At 67.7% G+C, this 16,996-nt stretch carries 14 protein-coding genes and 1 pseudogene; 9 read left to right on the forward strand and 6 right to left on the reverse strand.

What is annotated here, in order from left to right:
• The first annotated feature begins 65 nt into the window (after positions 1–65).
• From pehA to ACO1BU_RS14750, 7 genes are read left to right on the forward strand one after another with little or no spacing between them, the layout of a single operon-like run.
• On the forward strand, positions 66–1,613 hold the full coding sequence (gene pehA / locus ACO1BU_RS14720; protein ID WP_424136716.1) for a phosphoric/sulfuric ester hydrolase PehA: 1,548 nt from the start codon (positions 66–68) through the stop codon (positions 1,611–1,613).
• On the forward strand, positions 1,610–3,235 hold the full coding sequence (locus ACO1BU_RS14725) for an ABC transporter substrate-binding protein (protein WP_424136717.1): 1,626 nt from the start codon (positions 1,610–1,612) through the stop codon (positions 3,233–3,235). Before pehA ends, ACO1BU_RS14725 begins: the two co-directional genes overlap by 4 nt.
• A gap of 13 nt (positions 3,236–3,248) precedes the next feature.
• Positions 3,249–4,874, forward strand: coding sequence for an ABC transporter substrate-binding protein (locus tag ACO1BU_RS14730; protein ID WP_424136718.1), 1,626 nt, complete (start codon positions 3,249–3,251; stop codon positions 4,872–4,874).
• On the forward strand, positions 4,874–5,860 hold the full coding sequence (locus tag ACO1BU_RS14735) for an ABC transporter ATP-binding protein (RefSeq protein WP_424136719.1): 987 nt from the start codon (positions 4,874–4,876) through the stop codon (positions 5,858–5,860). Before ACO1BU_RS14730 ends, ACO1BU_RS14735 begins: the two co-directional genes overlap by 1 nt.
• Entirely contained in the window at positions 5,857–6,912 is a 1,056-nt protein-coding gene (locus tag ACO1BU_RS14740; RefSeq protein WP_424136720.1) for an ABC transporter ATP-binding protein, read from the forward strand. Before ACO1BU_RS14735 ends, ACO1BU_RS14740 begins: the two co-directional genes overlap by 4 nt.
• Positions 6,912–7,859 carry an ABC transporter permease gene (locus ACO1BU_RS14745; protein WP_424136721.1) on the forward strand — a complete coding sequence of 316 codons (948 nt, stop codon included), beginning with the start codon at positions 6,912–6,914 and terminating at the stop codon, positions 7,857–7,859. Before ACO1BU_RS14740 ends, ACO1BU_RS14745 begins: the two co-directional genes overlap by 1 nt.
• Entirely contained in the window at positions 7,859–8,752 is an 894-nt protein-coding gene (locus ACO1BU_RS14750; RefSeq protein WP_424136722.1) for an ABC transporter permease, read from the forward strand. Before ACO1BU_RS14745 ends, ACO1BU_RS14750 begins: the two co-directional genes overlap by 1 nt.
• Positions 8,753–8,850: 98 nt before the next feature.
• Here the strand turns inward: ACO1BU_RS14750 and ACO1BU_RS14755 are convergent, their stop codons facing one another.
• Both ACO1BU_RS14755 and ACO1BU_RS14760 read right to left on the reverse strand, forming a co-directional pair.
• Positions 8,851–10,305: an alkaline phosphatase family protein gene (locus tag ACO1BU_RS14755; protein ID WP_424136723.1), complete on the reverse strand. Its 1,455-nt coding sequence runs from the start codon at positions 10,303–10,305 to the stop codon at positions 8,851–8,853.
• Between the two features lie 29 nt (positions 10,306–10,334).
• Positions 10,335–10,568: a hypothetical protein gene (locus tag ACO1BU_RS14760; protein WP_424136724.1), complete on the reverse strand. Its 234-nt coding sequence runs from the start codon at positions 10,566–10,568 to the stop codon at positions 10,335–10,337.
• Between the two features lie 237 nt (positions 10,569–10,805).
• On the opposite strand from ACO1BU_RS14760, the gene ACO1BU_RS14765 reads away from it, so the two are divergent.
• Positions 10,806–12,341, forward strand: coding sequence for a CYTH and CHAD domain-containing protein (locus tag ACO1BU_RS14765; protein ID WP_424136725.1), 1,536 nt, complete (start codon positions 10,806–10,808; stop codon positions 12,339–12,341).
• Positions 12,342–12,380: 39 nt separating this feature from the next.
• Here ACO1BU_RS14765 and ACO1BU_RS14770 read toward each other — a convergent pair whose 3' ends face one another.
• The 4 genes from ACO1BU_RS14770 to ACO1BU_RS14785 are packed head-to-tail and all read right to left on the reverse strand — an operon-like array spanning position 12,381 to position 16,523.
• Complete coding sequence (locus ACO1BU_RS14770) at positions 12,381–13,232, reverse strand: carbohydrate ABC transporter permease (RefSeq protein WP_424136726.1); 852 nt, start codon at positions 13,230–13,232, stop codon at positions 12,381–12,383.
• Positions 13,229–14,092 carry a carbohydrate ABC transporter permease gene (locus ACO1BU_RS14775; protein WP_424136727.1) on the reverse strand — a complete coding sequence of 288 codons (864 nt, stop codon included), beginning with the start codon at positions 14,090–14,092 and terminating at the stop codon, positions 13,229–13,231. The genes ACO1BU_RS14770 and ACO1BU_RS14775 overlap by 4 nt, the downstream gene beginning before the upstream one ends.
• Before the next feature lie 29 nt (positions 14,093–14,121).
• Positions 14,122–15,408: an ABC transporter substrate-binding protein gene (locus ACO1BU_RS14780; protein ID WP_424136728.1), complete on the reverse strand. Its 1,287-nt coding sequence runs from the start codon at positions 15,406–15,408 to the stop codon at positions 14,122–14,124.
• A 17-nt stretch (positions 15,409–15,425) separates the two neighbouring features.
• Positions 15,426–16,523: an ABC transporter ATP-binding protein gene (locus ACO1BU_RS14785; protein ID WP_424136729.1), complete on the reverse strand. Its 1,098-nt coding sequence runs from the start codon at positions 16,521–16,523 to the stop codon at positions 15,426–15,428.
• Between the two features lie 303 nt (positions 16,524–16,826).
• On the opposite strand from ACO1BU_RS14785, the pseudogene ACO1BU_RS14790 reads away from it, so the two are divergent.
• Positions 16,827–16,988, forward strand: a pseudogene (locus tag ACO1BU_RS14790) (MFS transporter); the annotation flags it as partial.
• Positions 16,989–16,996 lie beyond the last annotated feature (8 nt).

Genomic DNA, 16,996 nt, shown 5'->3' on the forward strand with positions numbered 1-16,996 from the left:
TGACAAGGTACTGTCGCCGCCTCGGCTCTAAGCGTCGCGCGCCCTGTGGAGCCACCTCGCCCGATATGTATCCTGCCGCCAGCAACCCACGTAACGTGCTTCTCGTCGTCGTTGACCAGTGGCGCGCCGATTTCGTCCCGGCCCTCGGCGCAAGCTTTCTCAGGACGCCGAATCTTGACCGGCTTTGCCGCGAAGGCGTCACCTTCCGCAACCACGTCACCAATACGGTGCCCTGCGGCCCGGCCCGCGCCAGCCTGCTGACCGGTCTCTACCTCATGAATCATCGGGCGGTGCAGAACACCGTGCCGCTTGATGCCCGCCATACCAACCTGGCGAAGGAGCTGCGGCGCATCGGCTATGACCCGGCGCTGATCGGCTACACCACGACCACGCCCGACCCGCGCACCACCGGCCCGCGTGACCCACGCTTCACGACGCTGGGCGATCTGATGGATGGTTTCCGCGCTGTCGGCGCCTTTGAACCAACGATGGACGGCTATTTCGGCTGGCTTGCGCAGAAGGGCTACAGCCTTCCGCCGAACCGCGAGGATATCTGGCTGCCCGAGGGGGAGGACCATGTCCCCGGCGTGACGGACCGCCCCAGCCGCATTCCCGCCGATCTCTCCGACACCGCCTATTTCACCGAGCGCGCGCTGACCTATCTCAAGGGCCGCAACGGCAAGCCCTGGTTCCTCCATCTCGGCTACTACCGCCCGCATCCGCCCTTTATCGCGCCCGCGCCCTATCATGCGATGTACCGGCCGGAGGATATGCCGCCCCTGCATCGGCAGGAGACCTGGCAGAAGGAAGCACGGCAGCATCCCCTTCTGAACTTCTACTTGCGAGGCATTAGCCAGGGCTCCTTCTTCCATGGAGCAGGCGGCGCCGCGACGGAACTGGATGCGGGTGCCGTTGCTCAGATGCGGGCCACCTATAGCGGCATGATATCCGAGGTGGACGCGGCGCTCGGCCAGGTCATCGCCTATCTGGACCAGACGAACCAGTGGAAGGACACGCTGGTCATCTTCACCTCGGATCACGGCGAGCAGCTCGGCGACCATTATCTTCTCGGCAAGGTCGGCTACCACGACGAGAGCTTCCGGATCCCGCTGGTGATCAAGGACCCCGATGCCCCGGCTGGTGCCGCCGGCCGGATCGAGGAAGCCTTTACCGAGAGCGTGGACGTGATGCCCACCATCCTGGGCTGGCTCGGCGGCACGACCCCGCGCGCCTGCGACGGCCGCTCCCTGCTGCCGCTGGTCAGGGGCGAGAAGCCGGCCGATTGGCGCACGCATCTTTTCTACGAATACGACTTCCGCGATGTCTTCTATTCGCGGCCTGAGGATGATCTCGGCCTTTCAATGGACGACTGCTCTCTCTGCGTCGTTCAGGACGATGTTTGGAAATACGTCCATTTCGCCGCGCTTCCTCCCTTGCTCTTCGACCTGGAGAACGACCCGCACGGGTTCCGTAACCTGGCCGATGATCCCGCCTATGCCGGGGTGGTTCGCGACTATGCGCAGCTCGCCCTTTCCCACCGCATGCGCCATGCCGAGCGCACGCTCACCCATTTCCGCGCGACCCCCAAGGGCCTTGAGGAGCGAACCCCATGATCCTGTCCCGCCGCCCCCTGCTTCTCGGCGCCGCCGCCGCGGCCAGCCTGCCGCGCTTTGCCATCGCCCAGGCCGACCAGCGCCCCTCCATCTCCATTGCGGTACAGAAGATCACCAACTCCAACACGCTGGAGGTCCTGCGCGAGCAGTCCAATGTGGGCGAGCGGATCTTCTTTTCCTCCCTGTGGGAAGGGCTTATCGGCCGTGACTGGCTGAACGAGCTGAAAACCGTGCCGGGACTGGCCACCGGGTGGCGCCGCATCTCCGACAGCGTGGTGGAACTGACGCTGCGCGAGGGTGTGCGCTTCCACAACGGCGACGTGATGACGGCCGAGGACGTAGCCTTCTCCTTCGGCCCGGAGCGGATGTTCGGCGACAGCAAGCCGACGGCCATGGGTCGCACCATCGAGGTGCGCGGCGACATCATTCCCTCCCCCGCCCAGCGCGAGCTGCCGGTTGAGGTGACGGGCGTAGCCCGCCGGTCCTGGCCGGCGCTGGAGCGCGTGGAGGTTGTGGATGCCCGCACTGTCCGCTTCCACAACGCCACGCCGGATGTGACGCTGGAAGGCCGCCTCTCCCGCTTCGGCAGCGAGATCATCTCCCGCCGTGCCTATCAGGAGGCCAGTGGCTGGTTCGACTGGGCGCGCAAGCCCGTGTTGACCGGCCCCTATAAGATAGTGGAGTTCCGCCCGGATCACTCCCTTACCCTCGCCGCCCATGACGAGTACTGGGGTGGCCGGCCGCCGCTGCGCCAAATTCGGTTCCTGGAAATCCCCGAGGTTTCCGCCCGGATCAACGCGCTTCGTACCGGCGAAGTGCAGTTCGCCTGCGACATTCCCCCCGACCAGATCAGTGGCATCGAGCGTGATCGGGCCTTCGAGGTGCAGGGCGGCACGATCCTGAACCACCGCCTGACCTGCTTCGACAAGAACCACCCGCAGTTGCGCGATGCCCGTGTCCGCCGCGCCTTCACCCATGCCATTGACCGTAAGGCGATTGTGGACAGTCTCTGGGGTGGCCGCACCGTGATCCCGCGCGGGCTGCAGTTCGAATACTATGACGACATGTACATCTCCGACTGGGAGGTGCCGAAATATGACCCGGCGGAGGCCCGCCGCCTGCTGCGCGAGGCGAATTACAAGGGCGACCCGATCCCCTATCGCCTGCTGAACAACTACTACACCAACCAGACTCCGACCGCCCAGATCCTGGTCGAGATGTGGCGCCAGGTCGGGCTCAATGTCTCCATCGACATGAAGGAGAACTGGTCTCAGATCCTGGAGCGCGGCCCAGGCCGCGCGGTGCGGGACTGGTCCAACTCGGCTCCCTTCAATGACCCCGTCTCGTCGCTCGTCGCCCAGCATGGCCCGAACGGCCAGCAGCAGCAGGTGGGCGAGTACAGCAATGACGAGCTGAATAAGCTCTCCGTCGAGCTGGAGACGAGCACCGATCGCGCCCGCCGCAAGCAGGTGTTCCGGCGGATGCTGGAGATCGCGGAACGCGAGGACCCCGCCTACACCGTGCTGCACCAGAACGCGACCTTCACGGCCAAGCGCAAGGACATCCGCTGGAAGGCATCGCCCGCTTTCGCCATGGATTTCCGCCAGGGCAACTGGGGCTGACGGCGTGGCTGTGATGACCCGCCGCACCGCGCTGGCCTCGGCCAGCGCGGCGCTTGCCCTGCCCCGTTTCGCAATCGCGCAGGCCGACCAGCGCCCCGCCGTTACCGTCGCTGTCCAGAAGATCGCCAATACGAACACACTGGAAACCTTACGGGAGCAGTCCAACGTCGGAACCCGCCATGGTGGCTCCTATGGCGAGGCGCTGATCGAGCAGGACTGGCTCGGCGATCTCAGCCTGAAGCCCGGCCTGGCCACCGCCTGGCGCCGGGTGGATGATCGCACGCTGGAATTCCAGTTGCGTCCCGGCGTGCGCTTCCATGACGGGCGGGAGATGACGGCGGAGGACGTCGCCTTCTCGTTCGGCGCTGGCCGTATGTGGGGCGCCGCTGATCCGGCGGCCGCCCGCAACCTTTTCGGCAACGTTCCCGGCCGCACGACCGGCAAGGAGCCGCCGCCGGAGGCGGCTGCCATCGCCCGCCGCACCTACCCGGGCTTCGATCGGATCGAGGTTGTGAACGCGCGCACCGTGCGCTTCGTGAACCGCGTGCCCGACCCGGCGCTGGAGGGCAGGCTCTCCCGCACCACCGGCATGATCCTGTCCCAGGCCGGCTTCGATGCCGCCGCTTCCTGGTTGGACTGGGCCCGCAAGCCCATCGGCACCGGTCCCTACAAGGTGGCCGAGTTCCGCCCGGACCAGTCCCTCATCCTCATCGCGCATGACGACCACTGGCGTGGCCGCCCGCCGCTGCGCCAGATCCGCTTCGTGGAGGTGCCGGAGGTCGCGAGCCGCATCAACATGCTGCTCTCGGGCGAGGCTGACTTCGCCTGCGACATCCCACCCGACCAGATCGGTGCGCTGGACCGCTCGGCGCGCCACGAGGTGGTGGGCGGGCCGATCATGAATCACCGCCTGACGGTGTTCGACGAGTCGCACCCGCAGTTACGGGATGCGCGGATCCGCCGAGCCTTCACTCACTCCATCGATCGCAAGGCGATCGTGGAAGCGCTCTGGGGCGGCCGGGCAGCCATCCCGCGCGGACTGCAGTTCGAATATTACGGCCCCATGTTCCAGGCAGACTGGGAGGCGCCGCGCCACGATCCGGCCGAGGCCCGCCGCCTGCTGAAGGAGGCGAATTACAAGGGCGAGCCCATCCCCTATCGCCTGCTGAACAACTACTACACCGCGCAGGTCGCCACCGCGCAGATCCTGGTCGAGGGCTGGCGCCAAGTCGGCCTGAACGTGCAGATCGAGATGAAGGAGAACTTTCCGCAGGTTCTTTCCAACCAGGGCGCTGGCACGGCCTCCGGCCGTGGCGTGCGGGACTGGTCAAATTCCGCCTCCTTCAACGATCCCGTTTCCTCCCTCACGGCACAGCACGGCCCCGAAGGCCAGCAATGGCAGATCGGCGAGTGGCGCAACGAGGAGTTCGGCCGCCTCTCGGCCGTGCTGGAAGGCTCCATGGAACTCCAGGAGCGACGCCGCGCCTTTCGCCGCATGCTCGAGATCATCGAGCGCGAGGACCCCGGTTACAGCGTGCTGCACCAGACCTTGAACTTCACCGCCAAGCGACGTGACCTGCCCTGGAAGGCCGGACAGTCCTTCTTCATGGACTTCTCTTCCCGGAACTGGGGCGCGTGATGGCGCCGCTGGTTGAAATCCGTGGCCTGACCGCCGCCTTCGACGGCATCCCCGCCCTGCGTGGCGTGGACCTCACGGTCGGCCGCGGGGAGGCGCTGGCCCTGGTGGGTGAATCCGGCTGCGGCAAGTCCGTCACATGGCTCGCGGCACTCGGCCTGCTGCCAGGCAAAGCCGCCGTTTCCGGCAGCGTAAAGCTTGGCGGGCAGGAGATCCTGCATGCCGCCCCCGATGTGCTGGACCGGGTGCGCGGCGGCCGCGTGGCCATGATCTTCCAGGACCCCGCGAGCAGCCTGAACCCGGTGCACCGCATAGGCCGCCAGATCACCGAGGCCCTGCGCCTGCATCGCGGGTTTTCCGGCGCCGCGGCGCGGGAAGAAGCCCGCCGACTTCTGGACCGCGTCGGCATGCCCGATGCCCGCCGCCGCCTGGACGCCTATCCGCACGAACTCTCCGGGGGCCAGAACCAGCGCGTGATGATCGCCATGGCCCTGGCCGGCTCGCCCGAGCTCCTCATCGCCGACGAGCCGACCACGGCCCTGGACGTGACCATCCAGGCCCAGATCCTGGAGTTGCTGGCCGAGATCCGGCGCGAGACCGGCATGGCCCTCGTTCTGATCTCCCATGACCTCGGCGTGGTGGCGGAGACCTGCGAGCGGGTTTGCGTCATGTATGCCGGCCGCATCGTGGAAGAGACATCCTCTGCCGCGCTCTTTTCCGCCCCGGCCCATCCCTATGCCGCGGGCCTCCTGGCCGCCCTGCCGCCCATCGACGGTCCACGCCGGCCACTGGCCGCCATCCCCGGCGGGGTGCCCGAGCCCTGGGCCATGCCGCCAGGCTGTCCCTATGGCCCGCGCTGCCCGCGCCATGTCGCGGCCTGTGACGCCGCCCCGCCGCCACTCATGCCCGTGGCGCCCGGCCACCGTGCCGCCTGTATCCGCCCGATCGAGCACAAACCCATCACGGCCCCGGAACTACTGCCCGCATGACCGACACCCCGGACTTTGCAACCGAGCCCCTGCTGCACGCCCAGGGCCTCGTCCGGCGCTACGTCATGCGCCAGGGCTTCTTCGGCCGCCCGTCGGAGGTGCGCGCGGTGGATGGGGTGTCGCTGACCCTGCATCGCGGGCGAACCCTCGGCCTCGTCGGTGAGTCCGGCTGCGGCAAATCCACCACCGGCCGCATGGTGCTGGGGTTGGAGGTGCCGGATGCCGGCGGCGTGGCCTTCAACAACGAGCGCATGCCCCTGCCCGGCACCCCGGAATGGCGCCGCCTGCGCGCGCGGATGGCGATGGTCTACCAGGATCCGCTCGGTGCGCTGGATCGCCGCCTGACCATCGGCGCCCAGGTCGCGGAGCCGCTGGAGATCCACGGGATCGGCACCCGCGCCGACCGCCCCGGGCGGGTTGAGGCGCTGTTGCGCGATGTGGGTCTGCGCCCCGACCACGCTGCCCGCTACCCGCACGAACTTTCGGGCGGCCAGCGCCAGCGCGCCGTACTGGCCCGCGCGCTCGCCACCGGCCCGGACCTGCTGGTCTGTGACGAGCCGATCAGCGCGCTCGACGTCTCCATCCAGGCGCAGGTGATGAACCTGCTGGCCGAGGTGCAGGCGCGCACCGGCGTCGCCATGCTCTTCATCTCGCACGACCTGCGCGCGGTGCGGCAGATGAGCCACCGCGTGGCGGTGATGTATCTCGGCCGCGTGGTGGAGGAAGGCGAGCCCGATGGGGTGCTGCATGACCCCGCCCATCCCTATGCCCAGGCCCTCGTTTCGGCCATTCCGCATCCCGGCCGCCGCGGCGGCCGCATCGTGCTCTCGGGCGATCCGCCCAATCCCGCCGCCCGGCCGCCCGGCTGCGCCTTCCACCCGCGCTGCGCCTATGCCGCCTCCCTCGGCGCGCGCGAGGTGCCGCCGCTGAAGCGCCGGGCGTCCGACGGACGCCTCGTGGCCTGCCATGTGGCCCATGGCGACGTCGCGCCTCGTGACGGTGCCGTCCCGACCGCCATCTCCAATCCCGTCCCGGCGCGGGAGGCCGCCTGATGCTCCGCTTCCTCGGCATCCGCCTGTTCCGCGCCCTGCTGACGATGGTGCTGGTCGTCACCTTCGCCTTCGTCGTGCTGCGCCTTTCCGGCGACCCCGCGCTGCTCATCATGTCGGCCGACGCGCCGCCCGAGGCGATCGCGGCCTTTCGCCATGCCTGGGGCCTGGATGACCCCATCTGGCAGCAGTATCTGCGGTACTTCGCCGCCATCTTCCGGGGCGATCTGGGCCAGTCCATGCGCGATGGCCGGCCGGCCATCGAACTGGTGGTGGAACGCATCCCCGCCACCCTCGCTCTCACCCTGCCAGCCCTTCTCATCAAGTTGGGCCTTGGCATCCCGGCCGGGGTCTATGCGGCCCTGCACCGGAACTCCTTCATGGACCGCGCCGTGATGCTGCTGGCGGTTGCCGGCTTCACCGTACCGTCCTTTGTGCTCGGCCTCGTGCTGGTGCTTGTTTTCGCGGTGCAGCTGGGCTGGCTGCCTTCGGGCGGGCAGGAGAGCTGGCGGCACGCGGTTCTGCCCGTGATCACCCTCGGGATCGGCGGCGCGGCCGTGCTGGCGCGCTTCACGCGATCGGCCATGCTGGAGGTATTGGGGCAGCCCTATATGCGCACGGCCCTGGCGAAGGGCGTGCCCTGGTCTGTCGCGGTGCGGCGTCACGCCCTGCCGAACGCCGCCATCCCGACCGTCACTATCGTCGGCTTCATGGTCGGCAGCCTGCTTGCCGGCGCGGTGGTGGTGGAAAGCGTCTTCTCCTGGCCCGGCGTCGGGCGGCTGCTGGTCGTCGCGGTAGCGAACCGGGACTTGGCGGTGGTGCAGTGCATCCTCCTCCTCGTTGCCGGGACCATGGTCGCGGCGAATCTGGCGGTGGATCTGCTCTATGGCGTGCTGGATCCCCGCCTGCGCGCTGCTCCCCAATCAGCAAGCCGGGGAGCACCCGCCTGATGTCGGACATCACCCTTGATCCCGTCCGCGCCCCGGTGCCTGCCATCGCGGCCCCGCCAGTCCGCAAGCGTGTCCGTCCCCCTGTTCTGGTGATCCTCGCCCTGGCCTGGCTGGTGCTGATGCTGCTCACCGCCTTCGCCGCGGACCTGATCAGTCCGTTCCCCTACACCGCGCTGGACCTGCGGAACCGTCTGACCCCGCCAATTGGGCTCGGAGGGGAATGGCTGCACCCGCTGGGCACGGATGAGCTGGGGCGCGACGTCCTCTCGCGCCTCATCATGTCCATCCAGATGAGCCTCCTGATCGCCTTCGGGGCGACGACGATTGCCGCCGTCCTCGGCGTGACCCTCGGCTTCCTGGCCGCGCATTTCCGGGGGCTGGTGGAGCATGCGGTACTGGCGTTGGTGGATTTCCAGGCCGCCATGCCCTTCCTGATCCTGGCCCTGGCCGTGCTGGCCTTCTTCGGCAACGCCCTGCCGCTCTTCATCTGCCTGCTCGGCCTGAATGGCTGGGAACGCTACGCCCGGATCGCGCGCGGCCTCGCCGTCAGCGCGGGGGCGCAGGGCTATGCGGCGGCAGTGAAGCAACTCGGTGCCTCCCCTTGGCGCGTCTACGGGCGCCATGTGCTGCCCAACATCGCCTCCACCCTGATCGTCTCCATGACTCTCGCCTTCCCCGAGATCATCCTGCTGGAAAGCGGCTTGTCCTTCCTTGGCCTCGGCGTGCAGCCGCCGATGACCTCGCTGGGCAACATGGTCGGCTATGGGCGTGAATATCTGACGCGGGCGCCCTGGATCCTGCTGGCGCCCTCATGCGTGATCGTGCTGACCACGCTCTCGGTCAGCCTGCTCGGCGACTGGATGCGGGACCGGTTGGACCCGACGCTGCGCTGAGGTTGTTCGCCGGCCGTAGGGTTCGGGGGCGCATTCACCGCCCCCGTCGTGGCAAAAATCCGGGAGGCGGCGCCTGCTGGCACCGCCAGGGCGGGCGCTCAGCCCACCCGCCCGCCATCCCGGATAATGGCCCCGCGTCCTTCCCCCGCCAGGGTGATGTGCTGCCTATAGCCGCCTGCCCCGGCCTCCAGTACGCGCGGTGCCCGAGCCGGCCGCTCTTCCTGCAGCGGCTGCCCGGCCATGGGCGCCACCGGCGCCACGCCCAGCAACGATAGCAGTGTCGGCGCGATATCGATTAACCCGGCGGGCCTCGCATCCTCCCCGGCCACGACGCCCGCCATCCGAAGGGCGATCAGGTTCGCCATCTCCCGCCGGTGCAGCCCGCCATGCATGCCGCCGCCCGGCGCCAGGTCCTTGCCGACGATCGGGCTGTGTCCTGGCAGGCCCCACCGGTCCGGCTCCGGCCCGCCGCGAAGCTGAACGACCAGGGGCGCGGAGCGGGGGTGGTCGGCATTCACCAGGGCCAGGTCGAAGGTGCCGGGAAAGGGTCCCTCCACCCCGTTGCCGCCGCCGGCCAGAAGGGCGCCGCACCAGGGCCGCTCCTGCAGCGCGGCTACGAGCCCACCGAGCCGCGCTGCGTCCCGCTCCGCCGGCCAGAGCCAGCACATCGTCCCGGCCGCCACGGAGAGGTCCGGCCCGGGACGATCGAGCACGGCGCCGAAGCCCATCCCGTGCAATTCCGCGGCCAGCTCGAAGGACTCCGTTGTCCCGACATGCCCGTGATCCGACATGGCGATCACCGCCATCCGCTCCGCTTCCGGCAACCGTGACGCGGCGTCCAGGACCCGGGCAAAGGCGTCATCGGCCGCACGGAGCGCCGCGCGCGTCTCAGGCGTGTCCATGCCGCGATAATGGAAGGACCAGTCGGGCTCGGTGAGCCAGAGCAGCGCCACATCGGGGCGGATTTCCGGCAGCACCACCTCCGCCATGGCGCGTCCGGCATAGTCCACCAGCGGTATCCTATCGGGCGGCGCTACGGGGGGCGCGCCGATCCGGGCCGTGACATGGTCCCAGGCCTCTGGCGTCTCGCTCGCTTCCCGGCCAGACAGGCTCAGCACGAAGGAGTTGTTATTCCGCGCCCGTGGATCGAGCAGATAGGCCCCGCCCGCCGAGCCACTGTGTACCAGGGCGAAGCGGTGCCCCTGGGCTGCCAGTGCATCGGCGAAGCGGGGCGTGCCGGTGAACCCGTCCCCATGGAGTGCGGCCGCCCGCCGCATGTCCTGCACCGAGGCAGTATCAAGAAAACGCCCGTCCCGCGCCGCGGGGTCGGGGAAGGCGTTGTGGATGATGCCGCTGACCGCCGGCGGCACCCCGGTACCGATGGCCGTGGCGCAGACGCGCGTGATGGAGGGAAATACCGAGGACGCTTCGGTGAAGCACCGCGCCTCCGCCAGGAAGGCGCACAGAGCCGGCATCCGGTCCGGTGTAACCAGGTCGGGCCGCAGCCCGTCGAACAGCACAATCAGCACGCGGCTGGCGGAGATGGCGGGCATGGCTGGGGTTCCGTGACGCGGTGGCGGGTTCAGGGAGCTGGGCCGGACGTTTCGGCTTTCAGGGCGCGGAGGTTCTGCGCGACCTTGACCGAGCAGGGAGAGCCGTCTTCCACGCGGATGATGCCACTGCCATTGGCGATATTGGCGCCGTCGCCGAAGCGGCTCTCGGCCACCTCGTGCAGTGGTTCAAGGCACTGTCGCGGGTAGACGCGCTGGGATGGGCCGAGGGGCATGACCCACTGCCCCGCCCGGGCCGTCAGCATCTGCCGAGGACCTGCCGGCCGGTGGTGGTTCACATCCTCCGCCGAAGCCAAATCTTCTACTGCGGAGGAATGAGAGCCCACATGACGATCCGGCGATGTGCTGGACACCAAAATCCCCGAGCCGCCCGAAGGACTGAAATCCTGACTTCATGAAGGTTTGAAGACATAAATATGACGGCACTCATAGCGGGCCGGCGTGCTGGCAACGTCGTGCCGCTGACAGCGTTCGACGGAACCATGACGCGCAAGATTGCCCCGACACCCACCGAGTTGGAGATCAGGTTCCATCTTCCACCGGATATGGAGGTGGACCTCGACACTCACACGGCCCTCGCAGGCGGCGGGGAAAGACAATCACCTGCGGTACCGCAGGTGGCCACCTATTTCGACACCCCCGACCATGACTTCGCGCGGCATGGTGCCAGCCTGCGTGTTCGCCGGAGCGCCGGGCATGAGGTTCAGACCTTGAAGCTGCGTCGCAGCGACATCCCGTTCGGTCGGGGGGAATGGGAGTGGCCAGTTGCGGATGGCCGGCCGGACACCCGGCATCTCGCCGAAACTCCGCTTGCCTTCCTGGCAGAAACGGGAAGCCGGCTAATCCCTCTCTTCACGGCCGAGGTCAGCCGCACCACGCGGATTGTGCGTCTTGAGGACACGATAATCGAGGTGACCGCCGATCTCGGCTCCATTCAGGCGGGCGACAAGGTGGAATCCGTCCGCGAGTTGGAGTTGGAGCTGAAGCAGGGCGATATCGCACTCCTGTATCGGCTGGCCGCGGATATGAGAGCGCAACGTCCTCTTCTTCTGAATCCCGAGAGTAAATCGGACCGGGGCTGGCGACTTCTGACCGGTCACCCACACAGCGTGGAGAAGCAGGCCGACATCGACCTGCCAGCCGGCATAACGACTGCAGCCGCCTTCCGGGAGATGATCAACGCCACCCTGGCCACCCTGATCGCCAGCCAGCCAGCAGCGGCGGCCGGCGTGATGAACGGGGTTCACCAGATGCGGGTGGCCATCCGCCGCCTCCGCGCGATCCTCACCATGTTCCGCCCCCATCTGCCAGCGGAGGCTGAGACGCGCTTTACGGAAGGCCTGCGCCACATCGGACGGGTTCTCGGCGAGGCGCGGGACTGGGATGTCTTCTGCACCGAGACCCTCCTGGACGCATCCGACGACGGCATGTCCGAAGATCTGGTCGCCAGCCTGCGTGTACCGGCCGAGACACAACGTAAGGCGGCCTATGCGCGCCTCACGGAGGAGTTCGGCCGTCCGGCCCTGACCGATACCATACTCGGCCTGGCTGCCTGGGCTGAGGAAATCCAGGCCCCAACCGGCGCTCCAGAGAGCAGCGCGCTTCACGCTCCCCTCGCGGACCTTGCGCCAGCGCTTGAGCAACGGCTCGCGCGCAAGGTGCTACGCCGCGGCCGCCATATCCGGCGCCGCTCCGAGGAGGAGTTGCATGATCTTCGGAAGGCCCTGAAGAAGCTGCGTTACGCTGTCGAGTTCCTGGAGCCGCTGCATAGGCACAAGCGGGTCAAGGCGTATCTTCACCGCTGCAAGCTGCTGCAGGAGCATCTGGGTGGCATCAACGATGCGGCAGTGGCCATGGCGCTGGCAGAGCAAATCAGCCACGGGGATGCGGAGCTTGCGCCGGCTGTCAGCGCGCTGAAAGCCTGGGCTGATGAGCGCCGCGCCCGGTCCTTTCGCCATATTCGCGATGCCTGGCACGAATTCAGGGACGGAGCCCTGCCGAAGGTGCACCCGGACTGACGTGAGGCGGATGCGCCCCCTGCGGGGGCGCTATCGCCGTCAGCGAATTCCAGCCCGCATGAAGGACTGCACGAACTGGCGCTGGAATAGCAGAAACCCGAGCAGGAGCGGAGCTGCCGTCAGCAGCGTCGCCGCACTGATGATCGCCCAGTCGATTCCCTGGTCAGTGGAGGAAAAGACGGCGAGCCCCACGGTCAATGGCCGCGTCTCCACCGAGTTGGTGATCACCAAGGGCCAGAGAAAATTGTTCCAGTGGAAAGAGACCGAAGTCAGCCCATAAGCCAGGTAGGTCGGCCGCGCGAGCGGGACATAGACGCGCCAGAGTATACCGAAGGTCCCACAACCCTCCACTCGCGCCGCCTCCTCCAACTCGCGTGGAACCTGTTTGAAGGTCTGACGCAGCAGAAAGATGCCGAATCCTGAGGCCACATAGGGCAGGCCGATGCCGAGGACCGTGTCCACAAGCCCCAGTTGCCGCATGGTGCGGTAGTTCTCGACGATCAGCATATCCGGCGTGATCATCAACTGCACCAACACCAGCGCGAAGAGAAGCCCCATCCAGCGAGAGCTGCTTCGGGCAAAAACGAAGGCGGCAAGGGTGCAGAGCACGAATTGTGCGCCGGTGACGAAGGTAACCAGGACCGTCGTGTTCAGGAAATAGCGCGCGAAAGGGGCAGCCTCCCAGGCTGCCGCGAAGTTGTCGAGTGTCAGCGGCGCCAGCGGGTCGAAGCGCGTGGCGTAGCCGGTGGGGTGGAACGCGGCCCAGATCGCGTAGAGAACGGGCGCCGCCCAGAGCAGCGCCAGAAGCCAGGCACCGGCCGTTTCGATCCAAAGACCGGGGCGCAGCGCCGGACGTGCCGCCATGGTGCGGCCGAGGACTGTCGTGCTCATCGGTAATACGTCCGTCGGCCGAGCAGCAGGAACTGCGCCATGGCCAGTACGCTCAGCAGCAGCAGCAGCACGGCCGTCAGGGCCGAGGCCTGTGCCGTGTCCCAGAACTTGAAGCCCAACTCGTAGATATAAGTCAGCAGCAAGGCCGTCGCATTGTCCGGGCCGCCCTGCGTCATGACGATGATGTGGTCCACCAGCCGAAAGCTGTTGATGACAGCGTTCACGGCGATGAACAGGGTGGTGGGACCCAGCAGCGGCAGCGTGACGCGCCGGAAAACGTGGGCGCGGGATGCCCCCTCTACCGACGCCGCCTCAAACAGCACGGGCGGAATGGCCTGCAACGCGGCCAGATAGAAGATCATGAAAAAGCCAGCTTCCTTCCAGACCGCAATCGTCATCATCGCGCCCAGAGCCGTTTCCGTTGACCCGATCCAGTTGGTCGCCCCCCAGCCGAGCAGCACCCGGGTCAGGCGGTCCAGCAGTCCGTAATCCGGCGTGTAGAAGAACAGCCAGAGATTGGCGACTGCGATCATCGGCAGCACGGTGGGCGTGAAATAGGCAACGCGCAGCGCCGTCTTGCCGGAAATCCGGCTGTTCACCCACAGCGCCATGACGAGCGCCAATGCGACGGAGAGCGGCACTGTCCCAAGTGCATAGACGAGGTTGTTGCCCAGTGCCCGCCAGAAGATCGGATCCGCGGAGAGCACGGCATAGTTCTCTGCCCCCACGAAGCGCGCGGGCCGCGCCCCGCGCGGGGTGGAGAACAACGAGTTCCAGAGGGTCGCCACCGCCGGATAATGGGTGAAGGCGCCCAGCAGGATGAGAGCCGGGCCCAGCATCAGCCAGGCGTGAAGTGCCATGCGGCCATGGCCGGGCCCGGCGGCACGCATCAGCCGCGATAGCTGCGCAGGATGCGCTCCGCCTCGGCCTGGGAAGCGGCCATGGCGGGCACCGGCTGCGAGCGACCGGTCAGCACGGCTTGCAGCCCATCATTCAGCGCCTTGGTCACACGCTGGTTCTCATGGGTGGAGAGCTCCGCGACGGAGTCCGGAAGCTGGTCGCGCGCCACGGCGGCCGCCGGGAAACCCGCGACATACTCCTTCATCTTGGGCGTCTCCCAGGCGGCCGCGCTAGTCGCGACATAGCCGGTGTCGATGCCCCACTGCGCCGCACGCTCCGGCTCGGTCAGGAAGCGGGCGAATTTCACCGCTGCTTCCCGCTGAGCCGGGCTGGCCGACTTGAAGACGTAGAGATTGCCGCCACCCGTCGGGCTGCCGCGGCGGCGGCCGGCCGGCAGCATCGCCACGCCGAAGGGGAACGGGGCATTGGCCTTGACGTTGGTCAGGTTGCCGGTGGTGGTCCACATCATCGCGACCTTGCGCTCGAAGAAGTCACGCGGCGTCGTGCCCCACTCGACGACGCCCGTCGGGTGCACCTTGTGCTTCTGCGAAAGGTCCAGCCAGTACTGCAGCGCCTCCGCCACCTTCGGGTCGGCGAAGAAGGTCCGGTCGCCCGCCTCATTCATTAGGCGCACGTCGTTCTGCGTGGTCAGCGCCTGGAACAGCCAATAGGGAAAGCCGGAGGCCGGGATCTGGATGCCCCACTGGGTGACCGTGTCGCCCTGCCGCTTCGTCAGCTTCTGGGCGAAGGCGACCTGCTCCCCCCAATCCTTCGGCGGCGTCTCGGGGTCCAGCCCGGCCTCACGGAACGCATCCTTGTTGTAGTACATCACGATGGTCGAGCGCTGGAACGGGATGCCCCAGGTCTTTCCGCCCGTGCGGCTGTTCTCCATGAAGGCGGGATAGAAGCCGTCCATCCAGGCCTTCTCGGCGCCCGGCATCTCGTCCCAGGGAAGCACCACACCCTCGTCGATGAGAGTGAACATGTCGGTCGAGAGCAGACAGGCCATCTGCGGCGCATCGCCGCCGCGCGCCGCTGTCAGCGCCTTCGTGATCGAATCCTGGTAGGTGCCGGTATAGACCGGACGGACACGGATTCCGGGGTTCGCGTGTTCGAAGTCGGCGCAGTATCCGTCAATCACCTTGGCAATGGGGCCGCCCACGGCAATCGGGTAGTTGAAGGTGATCTGCACGGGTGCCTGCGCCCGCACCGCCGGAGCGGCGAGCAGCGGCGAAGCGGCGAGCGCGCCGAGCGTGGCGCGGCGGGTGATCGGCATGTTACTGTCCTCTGTGGTCAGGCATAGGCCGGCGCGCGGGCCGGAAGCGGCAGGCGCAGGCCCGTGGCGGCATCGAAGAGATGTGCGGGTGGGGGCAGGCGCAGCCGGACGGGACTGCCGGCGGTCAGAACGTGATGACCGGGGATGCGGGCCTGCAGCACCTCGCCGGCCCGACCGACCGCGCAACTCAGCACCGTCTCGGCGCCCAGGAACTCGGCTCCGGTGATGCGGGCGGGCAAGCCCTCTCCATCCGTGGGCGTCACCTCCTCGGGGCGGAGGCCAAGCAGTGCGCCAGCCGCCTCCGCAGGGGCCACGGCATGGTCCTGTGCACCCATGATCACGGCGCCCCCCGCCCCGGCCTCGAGCCGCAGCAGCGACATGGGCGGGGTGCCGATGAAGCTGGCGGCAAAGACGCTGGCGGGCCGGGCATAGAGTTCGGCAGGGGTCGCATCCTGCTCGATGCGGCCGTCACGCATCAGCACGACCTGATCGGCCATGCTCATGGCCTCCACCTGGTCATGCGTCACATAGACCATGGTCAGGCCGAGCCGCTGCTGGAGAGCACGGATCTCGCGCCGCATCTCGGCGCGCAGCTTGGCATCGAGGTTGGAGAGCGGCTCGTCCATCAGGCAGATCGGGGCCTCCGCCACGATGGCGCGGGCCAGGGCGACGCGTTGCTGCTGCCCGCCCGAAAGCTGTGCCGGACGGCGCTCCAGCAGTGGTATCAGGCCCAGCATTCCGGCAGCCCGCTCCAGCCGCGCCTTCCCTTCTGCGCGCGCGACGCGGCGGGCGCGCAGGCCGAAGAGAATGTTTTCAGCCACGCTGAGATGCGGGAACAGGGCGTAGGACTGGAACACCATGGAAATGCCGCGCGCGGCAGGAGGCAGTCCTGTCACGTCCCGCCCCGACAGATGGACAACGCCAGCGGAGGCTTCCTCCAGGCCAGCGAGCACGCGCAGCAACGTGGACTTCCCGCAGCCGGAGGGCCCGAGCAACACCACAAGCTGGCCTGGGGAGGCGCTCAGGGTGACGTCCTGAAGGGCCAGCGTCGCCCCGAACTGCTTGCACACGGCGTCCAGCCGAATGGCGGCCTGCGAGCCGGAAACCGATGTCATAGGTGGGGCAGGTACTCGCGTTGCGCTTCGGAAAGATGACAGTTTGGCTTCATTCTGGTGATGGCTGCCGGCCGCCAGCGCCATCGGTCCATCCTCCCGGGACAGGTGAGGCGGTCCCGGGCTCATGACCTCGCTGCAATAATCACTGACCGGAGTTGCTAATCCCCGCTCCAGCTGAACGCGATCGTGGCCCCGTGCTGGTCCTGATCAAGCATCGCATCCCCTGGAAACAGCAGGCCACCCTCTTTGCGGTCCGTCACGCCGGTCCGACGAGCGTCAGCCTGACGCGTCCGTGGTTGGAGCATTAACGAGAATGCCGCTGACCCTGTACAGATAGCGGAGTGGTTTCTTCCAGTGTCCTGGGCCGAGCATCTTTGCCAGCACCATCGCGTCCCCAAGAGCGACGTCGCTCTACAGGCTGCTGTGCTGCGCTTCCACATCCGGCCGGCTGCACCAGCGGTGAGCAGGCCTCT

The organism is Roseomonas chloroacetimidivorans, from assembly GCF_049629625.1.
Classification (GTDB): Bacteria; Pseudomonadota; Alphaproteobacteria; order Acetobacterales; family Acetobacteraceae; genus Roseomonas; species Roseomonas chloroacetimidivorans.

Bases quoted from the DNA above. Each gene is read 5' to 3' on its own strand.
- pehA (WP_424136716.1), top strand. From the start codon at position 66: ATGTATCCTGCCGCCAGCAACCCACGTAACGTGCTTCTCGTCGTCGTT.
- ACO1BU_RS14725 (WP_424136717.1), top strand. From the start codon at position 1,610: ATGATCCTGTCCCGCCGCCCCCTGCTTCTCGGCGCCGCCGCCGCGGCC.
- ACO1BU_RS14730 (WP_424136718.1), top strand. From the start codon at position 3,249: ATGACCCGCCGCACCGCGCTGGCCTCGGCCAGCGCGGCGCTTGCCCTG.
- ACO1BU_RS14735 (WP_424136719.1), top strand. From the start codon at position 4,874: ATGGCGCCGCTGGTTGAAATCCGTGGCCTGACCGCCGCCTTCGACGGC.
- ACO1BU_RS14740 (WP_424136720.1), top strand. From the start codon at position 5,857: ATGACCGACACCCCGGACTTTGCAACCGAGCCCCTGCTGCACGCCCAG.
- ACO1BU_RS14745 (WP_424136721.1), top strand. From the start codon at position 6,912: ATGCTCCGCTTCCTCGGCATCCGCCTGTTCCGCGCCCTGCTGACGATG.
- ACO1BU_RS14750 (WP_424136722.1), top strand. From the start codon at position 7,859: ATGTCGGACATCACCCTTGATCCCGTCCGCGCCCCGGTGCCTGCCATC.
- ACO1BU_RS14755 (WP_424136723.1), bottom strand. From the start codon at position 10,305: ATGCCCGCCATCTCCGCCAGCCGCGTGCTGATTGTGCTGTTCGACGGG.
- ACO1BU_RS14760 (WP_424136724.1), bottom strand. From the start codon at position 10,568: ATGCTGACGGCCCGGGCGGGGCAGTGGGTCATGCCCCTCGGCCCATCC.
- ACO1BU_RS14765 (WP_424136725.1), top strand. From the start codon at position 10,806: ATGACGCGCAAGATTGCCCCGACACCCACCGAGTTGGAGATCAGGTTC.
- ACO1BU_RS14770 (WP_424136726.1), bottom strand. From the start codon at position 13,232: ATGAGCACGACAGTCCTCGGCCGCACCATGGCGGCACGTCCGGCGCTG.
- ACO1BU_RS14775 (WP_424136727.1), bottom strand. From the start codon at position 14,092: ATGGCACTTCACGCCTGGCTGATGCTGGGCCCGGCTCTCATCCTGCTG.
- ACO1BU_RS14780 (WP_424136728.1), bottom strand. From the start codon at position 15,408: ATGCCGATCACCCGCCGCGCCACGCTCGGCGCGCTCGCCGCTTCGCCG.
- ACO1BU_RS14785 (WP_424136729.1), bottom strand. From the start codon at position 16,523: ATGACATCGGTTTCCGGCTCGCAGGCCGCCATTCGGCTGGACGCCGTG.